Below are 17,430 nucleotides of genomic sequence, written 5' to 3'. Positions count from 1 at the left end.
GTCGATCTCGCGTGCCCTGGGCGTTCTTGGCCGCCCCACGGCCTTGTCATCCATGATCAGCGTCACATCCGTGGCATTTTCCTCGCGAGGGCGAGGTCAGCACGAGGGCTACCGGCGAATCCAGGTCTCGCACCGATGAGTCTCCTGCGCCCCGCCGGTCTGTACGACGGACGCAGAACACCAACGGAGGGAAGGCCGGACCATGCGGAAACTGATCTACGGCATGAACCTGACCCTGGACGGCTACATCGCCGCGGCCGGCGACGACATCGGCTGGAGCGGACCGCCGAGCCAGGAGCTGTTCCAGTTGTGGCTCGACCACGAGCGGGAGAGTGGCCTGTCGTTGTACGGGCGCAAGCTGTGGGAGGCGATGAGCTCCTACTGGCCGACCGGCGACCAGCAGCCCGACGCCACCCCGGCGGAGATCGAGTTCGCGCGGAACTGGCGGGACACGCCGAAGGTGGTGTTCTCCTCGACGGTCGACACGGTCGACTGGAATACCCGCCTGGTCAGCGGCGACGCGATCGCCGAGATCACCCGGCTCAAGGCCGAGGACGGCGCCCCGATGAACATCGGCGGCGCAACCCTTGCCGGGGCCGCCATGCGCGCCGGGCTGATCGACGAGTACGTGATCGCCGCCCACCCGGTCCTGGTGGGCGGCGGCACGCCGTTCTTCACCGCTCTGGACAGTTGGGTGAACCTGAATCTGGTGGAGACGCGGACGTTTCCCGGCGGCGTGGTCCTGACCAGGTACGAGACGACACGCTGAGCGGCTTCCCGCTGTCTGACGGCTTGGAGGGGGGCTTCTCCCACGTCGCGGCGATCCACCCCACCTCGTGTCCCCCGCACACGTGCCAACGATGTGCCACCGAAGACAAGACGGTGCCGCGAACCCTGAAGGCCCTGCACCGGACCCGTGTAGGTTCTCACTTTCGGTGTCAGGCGCCGACGCTATGACCTGGACGTTCCCCTCCCGTCTCACGACGTGTCGGCAAGCGGCTGTCTCAGATCGATGTCATTTCCTCAGACTGCCCAGCCATGCATGGCGGCCTCCTGGGCCAGGTCCAGGAGCTGAGCGGTGTCGACGGCTCGGATGGTGCGGGGAAGGGTCGGGGGCATGTCGCGATGATGCCAAGAAGCCCTCGGAACACCGAGAGGTCGGCAAGGTCGGGTTGCAATCTGTCAAGGAACTCGGCCCAGGCTTTCTCGAACTCGCCGGAGGTCACCCTTCCACGGACGGCTCGCCCTTTATGCGGATCCATTCGTGGATGGTCTCGATCGCGTCGAGGAGGTCCTGGAAGGTGCAGAGATCCCGGTGCTGTTGTCGGACCTGGCCTGTTGCCAAGTCCGCGCACTCAAGCTCGGCTTCCCCGCTGCTCCAGACGATGAGCACGGCGACGAAGTCATCGTTTTCGAGCGTCATCCAGGTGCTGTTCTTGGTTCGGCCGTCCTCGGGCGACTGCTGGACCGCACCCGTGATTCCGCGGGATTGCAGGCGTTCCTCATGCTCGGCGAACCAGGCCTGGAGCCTCTGCGGCAGTTCGACCGACATGGGCTGCTCTTCTTCGCTTTGTCTCATTGCTGGGCGATGAACCCTGCGGATCGGTCGAGCTGGAAAGGAGATCCGGCCTTGGTTGGTTCCCAGCCTCGGTTCCGTGCTTCTCTGATGCTGGCAGCAACGTGGGCTGGGCGGATGGGCACTGCCTCGGCACCCACCCAGTTGCTGGGATGGGCCTGACCGCTGGTGACGATCAAGGTCGCGCCAGGCTGGCTGCCGCCGGCTGCTTCAACCGCATAGGTCAATGGTGTCCAGCAGAGTCCCTGCATGTAGGAGGGCTTCCTGCGGATCCGCCAGCGGTACTCGATCCCGTCAACGGTAATGCGCCGGGAACCCTTCTTGTTCAGCGCCATCTTCGCCTCCTGCGCCGTTGGGCTCTGATGTGTCGCCGCGATCGCGAAAAGCAGGTTGCACGCGAACGTACCGAACGTTATCGCCGACAAGCACCTTCGGGACTACGGATGGGTTGATCAGCCCATAAGTTGGTGTCAGTGCCGAGCGACCCGGCGCATCGCACTCGCCCCGAGTGCACTCACCGCGATCGGAGAGCACCGTGAAGAACAGGGCGTTGTGGCGTGTAGTTGACAACGAGAGTGGTAGCCAGTCCATCGTCAGCACGCCCTCCGAGGCGGTCGCGTTCGTCAACAGCCGGTTCGACACCGATGACGACGACGAGCCGTTCAGCATCACCGAGGTCGGTCCTCTCCTTCCGAAGCCGCTCGGGGTCATCACCGCATGGGCCGCCGAGAAGGACGGCGAGCGAACCGACGGGCGTACTGCCCCGATCACCATCAGGCCGGTTATGACGGACAATGCCAGCGAGTGCGATGACGTCGTGCTCTGGGGCGACGTGTACGTCTCCTGGGACCACGACATGTACACCGTCGAGGAGCCGGACGGCTCCGAGTACAGCGAGGCTTACAGCGCGGCCGAGTTGAGCGCGATCCTCGACGAGTACGCCGACGACTACAAGTACGCGCCTGAAGGGCCTGAAGGGCCCGACAGCCACAGGTGGCCGAAACCGGAGGAGTTGATCACCTACGGCGCCCAGGAGTGCGCCAAGCGGTTCGGGCACCTCGACGACGACGCCCTGCTGTGGCTCGCTGCCACCCGCATCACGCTCGCCTTGTGGCGCAACACACCCGTCGAGAACTGGCATGCCGGGAAGAGTCCGCTCCACGACGGCACAATGATGCGGATCAACACGGCAACCACCCGACTCGTGCGCTCGATGCTGTCGTTCGATCATGTCGACTGGATCGGTCTCGGTCTCGCGATCGTCAACCCGTCCCGGGTTCTACCGACCGGGCAGTCTGTTCTCGAGCTCGGGCTGGCCTGCCACAACCCTGACGACCCGGCACACGAGGTTGATCCGCGCGTAGAACTCGCGGGGATGGCACAGGTCGCGATCTCATGGGGGCGAAGGTACTGCCTTAGCGAGAAGGAGTTCGGCCTGCGAACCCTGATCGAATCCTTCTGCGTGTCCGACAACGGCTGGTTCGGAGAACCGAGTTGGGGGCGCATCGTCGATCGGTTCCTTACGGCTGTCGACGACCGGGAGAATGCGCACTGGCGCATACACCGGGACAAGCCTTGGTTCGACGAGTGGTTCACCAACCGGCTGGCCGACATTGCGGGCACCACGGAATTTCGTCGGCTACTTCTTGCCGGGCCCGACCTGCTGTCCGAGGAGGCCGCCGAATGGTGCGTGGATGGCGCCATCCGCTACGTCTGCCAGGACGACCACGCGAACGACTGCTGGCGGTGCGGTATCCCGCTGGCAACGGAGTCGGGCCTTGACCCCTGATGTTGGACACACGAGACACTGGATCCTGAGGATCTGAGAACGGACATCTCGTGGTCATGAAGAACTACCCGCCGGAGTTCAAGGCGGACGCCGTTTCGCTGTACCTGTCGGACCCGCGCCACACCTTCGAGGGCATCGGCAAGGATCTGGGGATCAGCCGGGAGACGCTGCGATATCTGTTCCGGGCTCTCCAGGAGGTTGCCCAGCGGCGGTCCTGACGGCGGGGCTTGTTCCTTCCCTGCCAGGGCGGCACCTGGGGACCCTCGACGACCCGGCCGTCCAGGGCGTGGACGACGTTCCCGGCCAGCCTGTCCTGCACGTACTCGCGCAGTCGCTCATCGGCCACCAGCTTCGCCGGCTTCGGCCGCTTGGCCCGCCGCTCGGCATGCCATTGCGCCAGCGACGCCCGGTACTCCAGGTGGTAACTCCGCGTGGAGGCGTTGCGCCTCAGCTCCCGCGAGATCGTGGACGGCGAACGCCCCAGACACCGCGCGATCGCACGGACCCCGAAGTCCCGCGCACGCAGCAGAGCGATCTCCTCCCGCTCGGTGAACGAGAGGCAACGCTCGGCCGCCCTGGCGAGGGCATCTGCCCGCGATATTCCCGCACCGCCCGCTGCCGATTCCCCACACCCATCACAAGCCCCTAGCTCACGAAGGTGTTGCGACGACCGATTGGATCCGCCCAGTACGCCTCCCGCGACTTCGCCGGCGTCTGCGCTGAGTTGGGTGTCAGGCAGTCCATGGGCGCGGTCGGCACGAGCGCGGACAACGCACTCGCCGAGTCGTTCAACGCGGCCCTCAAACGCGAAACGCTTCGTGGCGCCCGCCGCTTCGACGGGGTCCGCGCCTGCCGCCTGGCCGTCTTCCGCTGGACCACCCGCTACAACACCCGCCGCAAGCACTCACGTCTCGGACAACAGGCAACGATCGCATACGAACAACAGTCAGCCACTCTGACACTTGCCGCATAACGACACGAACAGGTGTCCACCCTTCGGTGGCAAGGCCCGCAAGGTCACCCGAACGAGTGATGGGATTGGCCAGCGATTCTCAATCCCGTGTCAGATCGGTCCGTCACATGACATAGCGACTGAGAAAATGACACGGGATTTGAGAACCCACACCTGCGGAATCAGGTCTGGGCCATGTCCACGAAGCGCGAGTAGTGGCCCTGGAAGGCCACGGTGATCGTCGCCGTGGGGCCGTTACGGTGCTTGGCCACGATCAGGTCTGCCTCGCCCGCGCGGGGGGACTCCTTCTCGTACGCGTCCTCGCGGTGCAGCAGGATCACCATGTCGGCGTCCTGCTCGATGGAGCCCGACTCTCGCAGGTCGGAGACCATCGGCTTCTTGTCGGTGCGCTGTTCGGGGCCACGGTTCAGCTGGGAGAGCGCGATGACGGGGACTTCCAGCTCCTTGGCGAGGAGCTTGAGGTTCCGGGACATGTCCGAGACCTCCTGCTGCCGGCTCTCGGCGCGCTTGGCTCCGCCGGACTGCATCAGCTGGAGGTAGTCGATGACCACGAGCTTGAGGTCGTTGCGCTGCTTGAGCCGACGGCACTTCGCGCGGATCTCCATCATCGAGAGGTTCGGCGAGTCGTCGATGTACAGGGGAGCGGCGGAGACGTCCGGCATCCGGCGCGCCAGCCGTGTCCAGTCCTCGTCGGTCATGGTGCCGGACCGCATGTGGTGCAGCGCCACCCGTGCCTCGGCGGACAGCAGGCGCATGGCGATCTCGTTGCGCCCCATCTCCAGGGAGAAGATCACGCTCGGCAGATTGCTCTTGATCGAGCACGCGCGGGCGAAGTCCAGTGCCAGGGTCGACTTACCCATGGCGGGCCGTGCCGCGATGACGATCATCTGGCCCGGGTGCAGGCCGTTCGTCAGGGCGTCGAGGTCGGTGAACCCGGTGGGGACACCCGTCATCTCACCGCTGCGGGAGCCGATCGCCTCGATCTCGTCGAGCGCACCCTCCATGATGTCGCCGAGCGGGAGGTAGTCCTCGCTGGTGCGCTGCTCGGTGACGGCGTAGATCTCGGCCTGCGCGGAGTTGACGATCTCGTCGACGTCCCCGTCGGCCGCGTATCCCATCTGCGTGATCTTGGTGCCCGCCTCGACCAGGCGGCGGAGGACCGCCCGCTCGTGGACGATCTCCGCGTAGTACGAGGCGTTGGCCGCGGTCGGCACGGACTGGACCAGGGTGTGCAGATAGGGAGGTCCGCCGACCTTGGTGATCTCACCGCGTTTGACCAGCTCGGCGGCCACGGTGATCGGGTCCGCCGGTTCGCCCTTGGCGTAGAGGTCGAGAATCGCCGTGTAGACGGTCTCATGGGCCGGGCGGTAGAAGTCGTGGCCCTTGATGATCTCCACGACGTCCGCGATGGCGTCCTTGGAGAGCAGCATCCCGCCCAGGACGGACTGCTCGGCGTCGAGGTCCTGCGGAGGGACCCGCTCGAAGCCGGACTGACCACCGTCCCAGCCGCTGTCCCGGCCCCGTTCGTGCTGCTCCTCGCGTCCCTTGCCCTCACCGCGTCGCTGACGGGAAACAGGCAGACGGTCACTGGGACCGACATCGGCCCAGGGATCGTCCAAAGGCTCGGGAATGGTCACCCGGCCACCTCCTCCCGTCCGCTTCGCGGACCTAGCCGTGCCACTCTTTCTTACGGCACGGCACCGACAAACAAGACGCCCGACTCCGGTTCCGGCGCGTCAAGTTCTGCGGATTTCCAGGCCGGAACGAAGTGCGGGCGCCGGACCACGGTAGGCCTGTCCGCACCGTCAGCCAATCTGGTTATCCACAGGCCATGTGGACGACGGACCAGATGTTGTGGAGAACTCCCCCGATCCTGTGCACGGACCGGGGGACAGAACTGTGGACAAACTCATAGCACCACCCCCGCGAGCCATCTGACCTGCGGTTTCCCCGTCCACTGACTGTGGGGGAGAAAAACTTTCCCCCACTTCTCAAGATCATCGGAATCACCGTGCGACGGAGCCGTGGAGGCCGCCTCCCGTAAGGGCCAGGAGAGCATTGCATCTCTTACCTGTGGAAGATTAGATTGGCCCTCATGACCGAGGCCCCCACGACCCCACCGCCGTCCCGTCGCCGGCACGACCGCGAGATCATCGCACTCGCCGTTCCGGCCTTCGGCGCACTCGTCGCCGAGCCGCTTTTCGTCATGTTCGACAGCGCCGTCGTCGGCCACCTCGGTACTCCCCAGCTGGCCGGCCTGGGCGTCGCCGCCGCCCTGCTGACCACGGCGGTGAGCATCTTCGTCTTCCTCGCCTACGCCACCACGGCAGCGGTGGCCCGTCGCGTGGGCGCGGGCGACCTCCCCGCCGCGATCCGTCAGGGCATGGACGGGATCTGGCTCGCCCTGCTGCTCGGTGCCGCCGTGGTCGCCGTCACCCTTCCCACCGCCCCCTGGCTGGTCCAGGCATTCGGCGCGTCCGACACCGCGGCCCCTTACGCCACGACCTATCTGCGGATCTCCAGCCTCGGTATCCCCGCGATGCTGGTCGTCCTCGCGGCAACGGGAGTACTCCGCGGACTCCAGGACACCCGGACCCCCCTGTACGTCGCGGTCGGCGGATTCGCCGCCAACGGCATCCTCAACGTGACCCTCGTCTACGGAGCCGGCCTGGGGATCGCCGGATCCGCCTGGGGAACGGTGATCGCCCAGGTCGCCATGGCACTCGTCTACCTCGTCGTCGTGGTGCGCGGCGCCCGACGCCACGGAGCCTCGCTGCGTCCCGACGCCGCAGGCATCCGCACCAGTGCCCACGCGGGTGTCCCCCTGCTGGTCCGTACGCTCTCGCTGCGCTCGATCCTGATGATCGCCACCGCCGTCGCCGCCCGGCTCGGCGACACGGACATCGCCGCGCACCAGATCGTCCTCTCGCTCTGGAGCCTGGCGTCCTTCGCGCTGGACGCCATCGCCATCGCCGGTCAGGCGATCATCGGCCGCTACCTGGGCGCCAACGACGCGGACGGCGCCCGCGAGGCCTGTCGGCGGATGGTCCAGTGGGGAATCGTCTCCGGCCTGGCCATCGGGGTGCTGATCGTGGTGGCCCGGCCCCTGTTCATCCCGCTCTTCACCAGCGATCCCGCCGTACGCGACACTCTGGTGCCCGCCCTGCTCGTGATCGCTCTCACCCAGCCGATCGCCGGCGTGGTCTACATCCTGGACGGCGTCCTGATGGGGGCGGGCGACGGACGCTATCTGGCCTGGGCCATGCTGCCGACCCTCGCGGTCTTCGCTCCCGTCGCGCTTCTCGTGCCCGTCATCGGTGGAGGCCTCACCACCCTCTGGTGGACGATGGCGCTCATGATGGCGATCCGGCTGGTCACGCTCTGGCTCCGTACGCGATCCGGCCGCTGGATCGTGACGGGCGCGACCCGCTGAACCACACAGGCGCCACCCGGCCGCCCTGAGCGGCCAGACGCTCACGCATACCCGCCCGAGCACCCCGCCGCAGAGCACACGTTTCACGTGAAACACGCGAGGACCGCCCCGCGCCGCCTGCCGAACGACAAAGGGCCGCACCCTGGGGGTGCGGCCCTTCATTCAGCTCTGCCGAGCTGCGCCCTTAGGCGGCAACGACCTCGATACCGAGCTTCGCGGCAACCTCGGGGTGCAGACGGACGGACACCTGGTGCCCGCCCAGCGTCTTGATCGGCGAACCGAGCTCGACGCGACGCTTGTCGACGTCCGGGCCACCCGCGGACTTGATCGCCGAGGCGATGTCGGCCGGGGTGACGGAGCCGAAGAGGCGGCCGGCGTCGCCGGAGCGAACAGCCAGACGGACCTTCACGGCTTCGAGCTTGGCCTTGATCTCGTTGGCCTGCTCGATCGTCGCGATCTCGTGGATCTTGCGGGCGCGGCGGATCTGCGCCACGTCCTTCTCGCCACCCTTGGTCCAGCGGATGGCGAAGCCACGCGGAACCAGGTAGTTGCGGGCGTACCCGTCCTTGACGTCCACGACGTCGCCGGCGGCACCGAGGCCAGTGACCTCGTGGGTGAGGATGATCTTCATGATTCGGTCACCCTTCCCTTATCGCGCGGTGGACGTGTAGGGCAGCAGCGCCATCTCACGGCTGTTCTTGACTGCCGTGGCGACGTCACGCTGGTGCTGCGTGCAGTTGCCGGTGACGCGGCGGGCACGAATCTTGCCACGGTCGGAAATGAACTTCCGCAGCATGTTCGTGTCCTTGTAGTCCACGTACTGGGTCTTGTCCTTGCAGAAAGCGCAGACCTTCTTCTTAGGCTTGCGCACAGGCGGCTTCGCCATGGTGTTTCTCCTGTGTGATCAAGAAGTGGGGATACGAGCAGCCCTAGAAGGGAGGCTCGTCCGAGTAGCCGCCGCCGGAACCGCCGGAGCTTCCGCCCCAGCTCCCGCCGCCACCCTGCTGACCGCCGCCGCCCTGCTGGCCGCCGGACGGGCCGCTGGTGGCCCAGGGGTCGTCCGCCGGAGCGCCGCCGCCCTGCTGGCCGCCGCCACCGGGACCGCCGCCCCAGTTGCCGCCGCCCTGCTGGCCGCCGCCGTATCCACCCTGGCCGCCCTGCCCACCGCGACCGGTGGTCTTGGTGACCTTGGCCGTGGCGTTCTTGAGGCTGGGGCCGACTTCCTCGACATCCAGCTCGTAGACCGTGCGCTTGACGCCCTCGCGGTCCTCGTAGGACCGCTGCTTCAGCCGGCCCTGCACGACGACACGCATGCCGCGCGTGAGCGACTCGGCGACGTTCTCCGCCGCCTGACGCCAGACCGAGCAGGTGAGGAACAGGCCTTCGCCGTCCTTCCACTCATTGGTCTGCCGGTCGAAGATGCGGGGAGTGGACGCGACACGGAACTTCGCGACCGCCGCACCGGACGGGGTGAAGCGCAGCTCGGGGTCGTCGACGAGATTGCCGACGACCGTGATGACGGTCTCGCCTGCCATGGATGAACCTCTCGGCGGGGATTGCTTCTGGCTGCTTGCTACTCGAACCCGATGAACGCTGAGCTAGACGCTCAGTGGATCTCGGGACGGAGGACCTTGGTCCGGAGGACCGACTCGTTCAGGTTCATCTGTCGGTCGAGCTCCTTGACGACCGCAGGCTCGGCCTGGAGGTCGATGACCGAGTAGATGCCCTCGGGCTTCTTCTTGATCTCGTAAGAGAGACGACGACGGCCCCAGGTGTCGACCTTCTCAACCTTTCCGTCGCCCTCACGGACGACGGAGAGGAAGTTCTCGATCAGCGGGGAGACAGCTCGCTCCTCGAGATCGGGGTCGAGGATGACCATCACCTCGTAGTGACGCATGTGGAACCCACCTCCTTTGGACTCAGCGGCCACGGTCGTTCCGTGGCAGGAGGGTCGTGATGCGTGAGCAACGGTGTTTCCCGAGTGGAACAGCCACCACTGACAACGCCCCTCTCATGGATCGAGGGGGTCGCCGGGCCGGCTTCGGGCAGACACCGGTGCAGACCGTACAGACTACCCGCAGACCGGCTTCCGGTTGAAATCCGGTGTTCAGGGCGCACAATCGAGACAGACGCGGTGTGACAGGCGCTACATTGCGCGCCCCTTCGGCCAGGAGGTGCTCCATGGCACAGACGATCCGATCCGCCGGCAGCCGTCCCGCTCCGAGCCGGGTGGCGAACCCCCGGCCGCCCACCGGTTCGCTCTTCGCGACGGACGGCAGGCCCCATCCGCTCCAGGAAGTGCTGATGGTGGTGGCCGGGGCACTCGGTGTCCTGGCCTTCGTGGCGGGGATGTTCCACCACCTGCACCTGCTCAGCTCATGGGCGGGCCTGGTCGGCCTCCTGGTCGGGGCCTACGGGCAGTACATCTCCAAGACCACCTGGCAGCGGTTCGCCTTCATCATGTCGATCGGCTCCTCCGGGGTCGGCTTTCTCCTCGGTATGGCGCACGGCGGTCTCTTCGGCGGCGTGATCACCTGACCGGCAGAGCCGTGGCCGGGGCCGCTCGGCCACTTCGCGCGACACTCCGGCGGGCGGTGCGCCACCGCGGACGCCCGGCCCGGTCCCGACGGGGCCGGGCCGGGCGTCCCTCGGCCACAGTAGGCTTCGGCGCGAGAGCCGGAGCCCCTGACCGATGGGGACACACCTGCCGAGGAGCGCCCCGCATGAGCCTGACCCTGAGGACCATCAGCCGAGAAGAGCATCTGGCGTACATCCAGAGTCTTCCCTCGGCCAGTCACTGCCAGGTCCCGGCGTGGGCGGACGTGAAGACCGAATGGCGCTCGGAGAACCTCGGCTGGTTCGACAAGACCGGCGAGATGGTCGGCGCGGGCCTGGTGCTCTACCGCCAGCTGCCCAAGATCAAGCGCTACCTCGCGTACCTCCCCGAGGGCCCGGTCATCAACTGGTACGCCCCGAACCTGGACGACTGGCTCCAGCCGATGCTCGCGCACCTCAAGCAGCAGGGCGCCTTCTCGGTGAAGATGGGCCCGCCCGTGGTCATCCGCCGCTGGGACTCGGCGGCCATCAAGGCCGGCATCCAGGACCCCGAGGTCAAGCGGCTGCGCGACGTCGAGGCCACCCACATCGAACCGCGGGCCTTCGAGGTCTCGGACCGGCTGCGGAAGATGGGCTGGCAGCAGGGCGAGGACGGCGGCGCCGGATTCGGTGACGTACAGCCCCGCTACGTCTTCCAGGTGCCGCTGGCCAACCGCTCCCTCGAAGACGTGCTCAAGGGCTTCAACCAGCTCTGGCGACGCAACATCAAGAAGGCCGACAAGGCCGGCGTCGAGGTCGTCCAGGGCGGGTACGAGGACCTGGCCGAGTGGCAGCGGCTGTACGAGATCACCGCGGTGCGCGACCACTTCCGCCCCCGCCCGCTCTCCTACTTCCAGCGCATGTGGACGGTCCTCAACACCGAGGACCCGAACCGCATGCGGCTCTACTTCGCCCGGCACAACGGCGTGAACCTCTCTGCCGCCACGATGCTCGTCGTCGGCGGGCACGTCTGGTACTCGTACGGCGCCTCCGACAACATCGGCCGCGAGGTCAGGCCGTCGAACGCCATGCAGTGGCGGATGCTGCGCGACTCGTACGCGATGGGCGCGACCGTCTACGACCTGCGCGGCATCAGCGACTCCCTGGACGAGACCGACCATCTGTTCGGCCTGATCCAGTTCAAGGTCGGCACCGGCGGGGAAGCCGTCGAGTACGTCGGTGAGTGGGACTTCCCCCTCAACAAGCTGCTGCACAAGGCGCTCGACATGTATATGTCCCGCCGCTGACCCCCCGCACAACCCCGCTCCACCCCAGCTTCTCCTTCCCCCCACTCCCTCGCAGCCACCAGAAAGGTTCCGGGCCGGCCATGGCGCTCTCCCTCTATGTCGACACCGCGCGCTGGCGGGCGCACCAGAAATCCGTGCTCGACCAGTTCCCCGGTCTCGTGCCCGTCTGCAAGGGCAACGGATACGGCTTCGGCCACGAACGGCTGGCCGACGAGGCCATCCGCTTCAGCTCCGACACCCTGGCCGTCGGCACCACCTACGAGGCCGCCCGGATCAAGGACTGGTTCAGCGGCGACCTGCTGGTGCTCACGCCCTTCCGGCGGGGCGAGGAGCCGGTGCCGCTGCCCGACCGCGTCATCCGCTCGGTCTCCTCGGTGGACGGTGTGCACGCCCTGGTGGGTGCCCGGGTCGTCATCGAGTGCATGAGCTCGATGAAGCGCCACGGCGTGAAGGAGGAGGAGCTCGGCCTGCTGCACGCGGCGATCGAGGACATACGCCTCGAAGGGTTCGCCCTGCACCTGCCGCTGGACCGCACCGACGGCTCGGACGCCGTCGAGGAGGTCATCGCCTGGATGGACCGCCTGCGCGCCGCCCGGCTGCCCCTGCACACCATGTTCGTCAGCCACCTGCGGGCGGAGGAGCTGGCGCGGTTGCAGCAGCAGTTCCCGCAGACCCGCTTCCGGGCCCGCATCGGTACGCGGCTCTGGCTCGGCGACCACGAGGCGACGCAGTACCGCGGCGCGGTGCTCGACGTCACCCCCGTGGTCAAGGGTGACCGCTTCGGCTACCGCCAGCAGAAGGCCGCCTCCGACGGCTGGCTGGTGGTCGTCGCGGGCGGCACGTCGCACGGTGTCGGCCTGGAGGCTCCGAAGGCGCTGCACGGGGTGATGCCGCGTGCCAAGGGCGTCGCGCGTGCCGGTCTGGCCACCGTCAACCGCAATCTGTCGCCGTTCGTCTGGGCGGGCAAGCAGCGCTGGTTCGCCGAGCCGCCGCACATGCAGGTGTCGATCCTGTTCGTCCCGTCGGACGCGCAGGAGCCGAGGGTCGGCGACGAACTGGTGGCCCATCTGCGCCACACCACCACCCAGTTCGACCGTCTGGTGGACCACTAGGGCGTCCGCGCCGTCGGCGGCCCGCGCCCGCTCAGCGCGCGGGCGGCCCGCCCGCGGCGCCCCACTCCACCGGCTGTCCCTCGGCCGCGGGCGCCCGGTCCCCGGCGGAGGGCTGCGGGGGCCCGGCGAGGGCGATCCGGTCCGGGGCCTCGTCGAGCACCCCGCCCGACGGGTCGTCGGAGCCGTCGCGCCGTACCGGGTCCCGCTCGGGCATCAGGATGTCCCGGACGACCAGGGCGCACAGGTACAGCGTCCCCAGCAGATGGAGGACGACCGCGACCTGGTAGCCCTCCTGCGGCAGGCCCTGGTGCTTGTCCCCGCTCGTCGTGTACGCGAGGTACATCCAGATCCCCAGAAAGTACGCGACCTCGCAGGCCTGCCAGATCAGGAAGTCCCGCCAGCGGGGCCGGGCCAGCGCGGCGAGCGGGATCAGCCACAGCACGTACTGCGGTGAGTAGACCTTGTTGGTCAGGACGAACGCGGCCACCACGAGGAAGACCAGCTGGGCGAAGCGCGGCCGGCGGCGGGCGCTGAGGGCCAGCCCGGCGATTCCCGCGCACAGCACGATCATCAGGAGCACCGAGGCCGTGTTGACGGTGGAGACGTCGATGGGCTTCCCGGTGCGCTGGGTGATGAGCAGCCAGAACGAGCCGTAGTCGATCTGCCGTTCCTGGCTGAAGGTGTAGAACTTCTTCCATCCCTCGGGGGCCGCCAGCATGACCGGCACGTTCACCACCAGCCACGCCGCCACGGCCCCGAACAGCGCTCTGGAGAAGTCGCGCAGCCTCCCGGCCCGCAGGCACAGCACCAGCAGGGGACCCAGCAGCAGCACGGGGTAGAGCTTGGCCGCCGTCGCCAGGCCGATGAGGATGCCGAAGGCCAGGGCCCGGCCCCGGGACCACATGAGCATCGCGGCCGCGGTCAGCGCGACGGCGAACAGGTCCCAGTTGATCGTCGCGGTCAGGGCGAACGCCGGCGCGAGGGCCACCAGGAGCCCGTCCCACGGGCGGTTCCGGTGCGTCCGGGCGACACAGACGACGATGACCACGGCGCAGACCATGAGCATGCCCGCGTTGACCATCCAGTACATCTGCTCGCGCTGCTGCATGGGGTCGGAGTCGGGCGTCAGCGTCAGCCAGGCCGCGACCTGCATGAACAGCCCGGTGAGCACCGGGTATTCGAGGTAGGCCATGTCGCCGTTGAGCCGGTCGGCGTACGGGATCAGGCCGTCGGCGAAGCCCCGTCCCACGTAGAGGTGCGGGATGTCGGAGTAGCACGCGTGCGTGTACTGCGAGCTCGCGCCCCGGAACCACGCCCAGTCGTAGCAGGGGACCTTCTGCACCATGCCGAGGGCGAACATCCCGATCGCGACGAGCACCATGACGCGCACCGGGGTGAGCGGACCGGCGCCGGTACGCGCCCAGCGGCCCACAGGGCCGCCGATCAGCTCGCTGCCGGCCGCCGCGACCTCGTCCTGCCGCGTCGGCCGTACGACCGGCCTGTCCTGGTGCGCACTCGTCTCTTCTGGGCTTGGCATGCCGCACATCCTGCCGTACGGCGCTGTGCGCGGGGCGCGGACCGTGCCCGGGACACGGAAGAGCCCGCCGGCACCTGGCGGGTGCGGGCGGGCTCTCGTCACGTGTACGCGCGGGTTCCCGGCGGGGATCCGCGCGAGGCGCTATCCCCCTCCGAAGAGGCCTCCTCCTGGTCGGCCGGTGTTCCCGCTGTTGGCGCCGCTGTTGGCACCCTCGGCCGTACCCTCGCTGGTCCCGGCGTCGGCACCTCCGTCCGAGGCACCGGCGTCGGATCCGCTGTTGGCGTTCCCGTCGGTGGTTCCGGCGTTGTCGTTGCCGCTGTTGGTACCGCCGTCGTCCTCGTTGCAGTCCCAGCCCCACATCCCGCACGTGTTGCTGGGCGAGGGAGGAGCCGGGGACGACGGGGACGGCGGGGGCGTCTCGGGGGTCTCGCTGGGCTCCGACTCCGAGGGGTCCGGGCTCGGGGTCGGGCTCGGGCTGACGGCGCCGCCACCCCAGACCTGCTTGCCCCAGGGCTCCGGCTTCGGGAAGCTCACGGCCTTCTCGCCCTTGAGGGCGCCGGTCATGTAGTCGTGCCAGATCTGGGCGGGGAAGGAGTTACCGTGGATCTTCGCTTCGCCGCCGGTGCCGAACATCTTCTCGAACTTGCGGTCCTTCGCGGACTCGTCGTCGTCCAGGCGGAACATGCTGACGGCGGTCGACAGCTGCGGGGTGTACCCGACGAACCAGGCGGAGAGGTTGCCGTCCGTGGTACCCGTCTTGCCGGCCGCTTCCCTGCCCGCGAGCTGGGCGGGCTGGCCGGTGCCGCGCTCGACGACGCTCTTGAGCACATCGGTGACGTTGTCGGCGATGGCACTGTCCATCGCGGTCTTCGTGGCCTTCTCGTGCCGGTAGACGGTCTCGCCCTTGTGCTTGACCTCGGTGACGGAGAAGGGCTCGTTCTGCTTGCCGCTGGTGGCGAAGGTGGCGTAGGCGCCGGCCATGCGGATGGCGCTGGGCGAGGACGTGCCGATCGAGTACGAGGGCACGGTCGCGTCGGCCATGTAGTTGTCGTCCCGCAGCCCCGATGCGATCGCGACCTGCTTCACCTTGTCGGTGCCGACGTCCATACCGAGCTGGACGAACGGGGAGTTGGCGGACTGCTCCATCGCCTCCCGCAGGGTGATGTCGCCGTGGTCGTGGTCGCCGTCGTTGGTCTGGTACCAGGGGTTGCCGTCGTCGTTCTTCCAGACCGTGCCGTCGTATTCCTTGATCTCAAGCTTGTTGTTGCCGTTGTAGATGCTCTTCGGCGAGACCGGCGTGCGCTCGGAAGCCCCCTGCTCGCGGCCGCCTTCGGGATTGCGGACCCCGTACTCCATGCCGGCGGCCAGGACGAACGGCTTGAACGTCGAACCGACCTGCGCGCCCGTCGTGTCCGCGTTGTTGGTGTAGTGCTTGGTCGCGTCCTGACCGCCGTAGGTGGCGAGGATCGCACCCGTCTTGGTGTCCACCGAGGCGGCGCCGAACTGGACGTGCGAGTCCAGGTCGGGCCGCTTCTTCACGTCGATCTTTTCCTTGTAGACCCTCTTGATGGCCGTTTCGAGCTCCTTGACCTTCTTCTTCTCGAAGGTCGTGTGGATCTCGTATCCGCCCTGGGCCAGCTGCTGCTCGGTGATGCCTTCCTTGTTGTGCGCGAGGAAGTAGTCGGTGGCGAGATCGACGAGGTAACCGGTCTGGCCACCGAGCACGGCGTCCTTCTTCGGCTCCTTGAGCTCCGGGAACGTCGTGTACTTGGCGCGCTCCGCGGCGCTCAGCCTGTTGTCCTTGACCTCCTCGTCAAGGATCCACTTCCAGCGCTTCGTGGCCCTCTCGGTGTTGGCCTTCTCCGACATGTTGACCGGGTCGATCTCCGGGTGCCCGGCGGGGTCGAAGTAGCTCGGGCCCTTGAGCAGGGTCGCCAGGAAGGCGCACTCGCTCGGGTTGAGATCGACGGCGTCCTTGCCGAAGTACGTGCGGGCGGCGGCCTGGATTCCCGAGGCGCCCCGGCCGTAGTAGGAGACGTTCAGGTAGCCGGCCATCACCGTTTCCTTGGGGACGGTCTTGCCGACCTTGAGGGTGATGAAGAGTTCCTTGAACTTCCGGCTGAGGGTCTGCTCCTGGGAGAGCATCGAGTTCTTCACGTACTGCTGGGTGATCGTCGAACCACCCTGGGTGTCACCCCCCTTGGCCATGTTCCAGAAGGCGCGGCCGATACCCATGGGGTCGATGCCCTTGTCGTCGTCGAACGACTTGTTCTCCGCCGAGATGACGGCGTTCCGCATGGCCTCGGGGATCTGCGCGTAGCTGATCTCCTGGCGGTTGACGGACCCACCGGTCGCGACCATCTCCGTGTCGTCGGCCCAGTAGTAGACGTTGTTCTGGGCCGTGGCGATGTCCTTCACCTGCGGGGGCACCACGAGGGCGTAGGCGATGCCGGCCGCGCCCATCATGAGGCCGAGGAAGCCCAGGCACAGTCCGGAGACCAGCTTCCACGACGGAACCCATCGCCGTACGCCGTGCTTGCCGGCCCGCGGGTAGTCGATCAGCTTCTTCTTGCCTGACCGGCGGCCCTCGGGCCCGGCGGCGTCTCCACCGCCCCGGCGCCTGCCGCGCTGGGCGGCCCGGCGGGCCTCGGCGCGACCGCCGTACGACGGTTCGTCATCATGGGCGTCGGAAGGTGACGCCGAGGTCGCCCTGCGTGACGACTCTCGGCGTCCGGCGGGCTGCTGGGCGGCTCGTCTGGCCGCGGCACGTCCGCCACCTTGCGGTTGCGGCGCTTTGCGACGGTGCTCGCTCATCGAACGACTACTCCTCGGGCAGGCGAGAGCGCCTGGAAGCGGCAGTTGAGATCCGGTCCCCCCGCATGACGGACGCTTCCCGCGGAAGGCTCCTTCGCGGTGCGTCCGGCAGTCCGCGTTGATTGACGCGCGAGGACGCCGCGCGGTTCCCGGTGGTCTGCATGCCGCACAGACTACGCACGGTCAAAAACCTCCTGGGACCGAACTTCACCCCAAACAACGCAAGTCGCTCCCTACGAATCACCAATGTGACGCCGCTCACGAATCCCCCTCTTGTCGAACATCACGGGCCGATCTATCGTGCTGATGTATCGACTCGATACATCAGCACGGCATACGGTGGGTTCACGAGCT

The 17,430-nt window shown here is 67.6% G+C and carries 15 protein-coding genes and 2 pseudogenes; 7 read left to right on the top strand and 10 right to left on the bottom strand.

The features are described from left to right. Positions 1-202 precede the first annotated feature (202 nt). Positions 203-769 carry a dihydrofolate reductase family protein gene (locus B9S64_RS16435; protein WP_103492268.1) on the top strand — a complete coding sequence of 189 codons (567 nt, stop codon included), beginning with the start codon at positions 203-205 and terminating at the stop codon, positions 767-769. A 453-nt stretch (positions 770-1,222) separates the two neighbouring features. On the opposite strand, the gene B9S64_RS16430 is transcribed toward B9S64_RS16435, so the two are convergent. Both B9S64_RS16430 and B9S64_RS16425 read right to left on the bottom strand, forming a co-directional pair. Continuing rightward, complete coding sequence (locus B9S64_RS16430) at positions 1,223-1,552, bottom strand: hypothetical protein (RefSeq protein ID WP_258037933.1); 330 nt, start codon at positions 1,550-1,552, stop codon at positions 1,223-1,225. Positions 1,553-1,575: 23 nt separating this feature from the next. Continuing rightward, the gene (locus tag B9S64_RS16425) at positions 1,576-1,911 is read right to left on the bottom strand and encodes a hypothetical protein (RefSeq protein WP_103492278.1); all 336 of its coding nucleotides are present in this window, start codon (positions 1,909-1,911) and stop codon (positions 1,576-1,578) included. Between the two features lie 200 nt (positions 1,912-2,111). On the opposite strand from B9S64_RS16425, the gene B9S64_RS16420 reads away from it, so the two are divergent. Beyond that, on the top strand, positions 2,112-3,365 hold the full coding sequence (locus tag B9S64_RS16420; RefSeq protein ID WP_103492270.1) for a hypothetical protein: 1,254 nt from the start codon (positions 2,112-2,114) through the stop codon (positions 3,363-3,365). A gap of 152 nt (positions 3,366-3,517) precedes the next feature. On the opposite strand, the pseudogene B9S64_RS16415 reads toward B9S64_RS16420, so the two are convergent. Further along, a pseudogene (locus B9S64_RS16415) lies at positions 3,518-3,966 on the bottom strand (transposase); the annotation flags it as partial. An 81-nt stretch (positions 3,967-4,047) separates the two neighbouring features. Between B9S64_RS16415 and B9S64_RS16410 the strand changes: the two are divergent. Beyond that, a pseudogene (locus B9S64_RS16410) lies at positions 4,048-4,338 on the top strand (integrase core domain-containing protein); the annotation flags it as partial. Positions 4,339-4,499: 161 nt separating this feature from the next. Here B9S64_RS16410 and dnaB read toward each other — a convergent pair. Beyond that, positions 4,500-5,957, bottom strand: a complete 1,458-nt coding sequence (dnaB, locus tag B9S64_RS16405; protein ID WP_181012354.1) for a replicative DNA helicase — start codon at positions 5,955-5,957, stop codon at positions 4,500-4,502. Between the two features lie 476 nt (positions 5,958-6,433). Here dnaB and B9S64_RS16395 point away from each other — a divergent pair, with 476 nt between their 5' ends. Then, positions 6,434-7,771, top strand: coding sequence for an MATE family efflux transporter (locus B9S64_RS16395; RefSeq protein WP_103492273.1), 1,338 nt, complete (start codon positions 6,434-6,436; stop codon positions 7,769-7,771). 184 nt (positions 7,772-7,955) lie between these two features. Here the strand turns inward: B9S64_RS16395 and rplI are convergent, their stop codons facing one another. The 4 genes from rplI to rpsF all read right to left on the bottom strand — a co-directional run bounded on the left by rplI (position 7,956) and on the right by rpsF (position 9,668). Continuing rightward, positions 7,956-8,402 (bottom strand): 50S ribosomal protein L9, encoded by a 447-nt coding sequence (gene rplI, locus B9S64_RS16390; protein ID WP_014155197.1) that lies wholly within the window; start codon positions 8,400-8,402, stop codon positions 7,956-7,958. 18 nt (positions 8,403-8,420) lie between these two features. Continuing rightward, complete coding sequence (rpsR, locus tag B9S64_RS16385; RefSeq protein ID WP_003967857.1) at positions 8,421-8,657, bottom strand: 30S ribosomal protein S18; 237 nt, start codon at positions 8,655-8,657, stop codon at positions 8,421-8,423. A 43-nt stretch (positions 8,658-8,700) separates the two neighbouring features. Next, the gene (locus B9S64_RS16380) at positions 8,701-9,306 is read right to left on the bottom strand and encodes a single-stranded DNA-binding protein (protein ID WP_103492274.1); all 606 of its coding nucleotides are present in this window, start codon (positions 9,304-9,306) and stop codon (positions 8,701-8,703) included. Between the two features lie 71 nt (positions 9,307-9,377). After that, positions 9,378-9,668: a 30S ribosomal protein S6 gene (gene rpsF, locus B9S64_RS16375; RefSeq protein WP_028441690.1), complete on the bottom strand. Its 291-nt coding sequence runs from the start codon at positions 9,666-9,668 to the stop codon at positions 9,378-9,380. A 284-nt stretch (positions 9,669-9,952) separates the two neighbouring features. Between rpsF and B9S64_RS16370 the strand changes: the two genes are divergently transcribed. The 3 genes from B9S64_RS16370 (at position 9,953) to B9S64_RS16360 (ending at position 12,725) form a co-directional block, all read left to right on the top strand. Further along, complete coding sequence (locus tag B9S64_RS16370; RefSeq protein WP_030626011.1) at positions 9,953-10,309, top strand: membrane protein; 357 nt, start codon at positions 9,953-9,955, stop codon at positions 10,307-10,309. Positions 10,310-10,494: 185 nt separating this feature from the next. Beyond that, positions 10,495-11,613, top strand: coding sequence for a peptidoglycan bridge formation glycyltransferase FemA/FemB family protein (locus B9S64_RS16365; protein WP_103492275.1), 1,119 nt, complete (start codon positions 10,495-10,497; stop codon positions 11,611-11,613). Positions 11,614-11,693: 80 nt separating this feature from the next. Further along, the gene (locus B9S64_RS16360) at positions 11,694-12,725 is read left to right on the top strand and encodes an alanine racemase (RefSeq protein WP_037878142.1); all 1,032 of its coding nucleotides are present in this window, start codon (positions 11,694-11,696) and stop codon (positions 12,723-12,725) included. Between the two features lie 31 nt (positions 12,726-12,756). Here the strand turns inward: B9S64_RS16360 and B9S64_RS16355 are convergent, their stop codons facing one another. Both B9S64_RS16355 and B9S64_RS16350 read right to left on the bottom strand, forming a co-directional pair. Next, positions 12,757-14,262, bottom strand: a complete 1,506-nt coding sequence (locus tag B9S64_RS16355) for a glycosyltransferase family 87 protein (RefSeq protein ID WP_109492063.1) — start codon at positions 14,260-14,262, stop codon at positions 12,757-12,759. 141 nt (positions 14,263-14,403) lie between these two features. Continuing rightward, positions 14,404-17,076: a transglycosylase domain-containing protein gene (locus B9S64_RS16350; RefSeq protein ID WP_181012124.1), complete on the bottom strand. Its 2,673-nt coding sequence runs from the start codon at positions 17,074-17,076 to the stop codon at positions 14,404-14,406. Positions 17,077-17,430: the final 354 nt, after the last annotated feature.

Origin of the sequence: Streptomyces sp. SM18 (genome assembly GCF_002910775.2) — a bacterium.
GTDB lineage: Bacteria > Actinomycetota > Actinomycetes > Streptomycetales > Streptomycetaceae > Streptomyces > Streptomyces halstedii.
The sequence above is the reverse complement of the archived record's forward strand: the minus strand, read 5'-3'. Positions and strand labels throughout refer to the sequence as shown.

Bases quoted from the DNA above. Each gene is read 5' to 3' on its own strand.
- B9S64_RS16435 (WP_103492268.1), top strand. From the start codon at position 203: ATGCGGAAACTGATCTACGGCATGAACCTGACCCTGGACGGCTACATC.
- B9S64_RS16430 (WP_258037933.1), bottom strand. From the start codon at position 1,552: ATGTCGGTCGAACTGCCGCAGAGGCTCCAGGCCTGGTTCGCCGAGCAT.
- B9S64_RS16425 (WP_103492278.1), bottom strand. From the start codon at position 1,911: ATGGCGCTGAACAAGAAGGGTTCCCGGCGCATTACCGTTGACGGGATC.
- B9S64_RS16395 (WP_103492273.1), top strand. From the start codon at position 6,434: ATGACCGAGGCCCCCACGACCCCACCGCCGTCCCGTCGCCGGCACGAC.
- rplI (WP_014155197.1), bottom strand. From the start codon at position 8,402: ATGAAGATCATCCTCACCCACGAGGTCACTGGCCTCGGTGCCGCCGGC.
- rpsR (WP_003967857.1), bottom strand. From the start codon at position 8,657: ATGGCGAAGCCGCCTGTGCGCAAGCCTAAGAAGAAGGTCTGCGCTTTC.
- B9S64_RS16380 (WP_103492274.1), bottom strand. From the start codon at position 9,306: ATGGCAGGCGAGACCGTCATCACGGTCGTCGGCAATCTCGTCGACGAC.
- rpsF (WP_028441690.1), bottom strand. From the start codon at position 9,668: ATGCGTCACTACGAGGTGATGGTCATCCTCGACCCCGATCTCGAGGAG.
- B9S64_RS16370 (WP_030626011.1), top strand. From the start codon at position 9,953: ATGGCACAGACGATCCGATCCGCCGGCAGCCGTCCCGCTCCGAGCCGG.
- B9S64_RS16365 (WP_103492275.1), top strand. From the start codon at position 10,495: ATGAGCCTGACCCTGAGGACCATCAGCCGAGAAGAGCATCTGGCGTAC.
- B9S64_RS16360 (WP_037878142.1), top strand. From the start codon at position 11,694: ATGGCGCTCTCCCTCTATGTCGACACCGCGCGCTGGCGGGCGCACCAG.
- B9S64_RS16355 (WP_109492063.1), bottom strand. From the start codon at position 14,262: ATGCCAAGCCCAGAAGAGACGAGTGCGCACCAGGACAGGCCGGTCGTA.
- B9S64_RS16350 (WP_181012124.1), bottom strand. From the start codon at position 17,076: ATGAGCGAGCACCGTCGCAAAGCGCCGCAACCGCAAGGTGGCGGACGT.